1 protein-coding gene is annotated in these 616 nt (G+C 39.3%); it reads left to right on the forward strand.

Annotated elements, in window-relative coordinates; translation table 11 throughout:
- The coding region (locus AC07NA_RS26240) for a transposase (protein WP_494901032.1) at window positions 1-565 on the forward strand (565 nt) is incomplete at its 5' end.
- Between the last annotated feature and the right edge of the window lie 51 nt (window positions 566-616).

The following is a 616-nucleotide window of genomic DNA, read 5'->3' on the forward strand; positions in this document are numbered from 1 at the left end:
GGGGGCAGGTTATCAGAGCACGATCAAAGAGCGAAAGCATATGTATGGAGTGGGAGACAAAGATCTCGTTATCCACATTGCACGCAAAAAGATAGCGGCAAACAATCAATATATAAAACAATTGGAAGAACGTATGATGGCATTGATCAAAAACAATTCATCCATGCTGCTTAATTATCGGATCATTAGCAGTATTAAGGGTATTGGGCGTGTCAACGCGTGGATGACAATAGCTTATACCGAGAACTTTACATCGTTTCCCGATGGAAGACATTATGCAGTTTTCGTTGGAGTTGTTCCGTTCGAACACACGTCGGGGACAAGCATTAGAGGACGACGACGGGTTAGCCATATTGCGCATAAGGAACTAAAGCAAGAACTAAACATGGCGGCCAGAACAGCGATTATCCATGATCCTGAGATTAGCGCTTATGCCGAAAGAAAGCTTAAAAATAAAAAGTACGGATTAGTGTTAAACAATGTAAAATTCAAACTGATCTTAAGAATGTTTGCGCTTGTGAAACGTGGTGAAATGTATGTGGAAAAGTATAAGAGAACAGCTTGAAAAAAATCTTTTTGATTAAAGTTTGGAATTATGGTAGACCTATAATACAAA

This window comes from Mucilaginibacter sp. GW821-FHT07G05 (assembly GCF_059418565.1).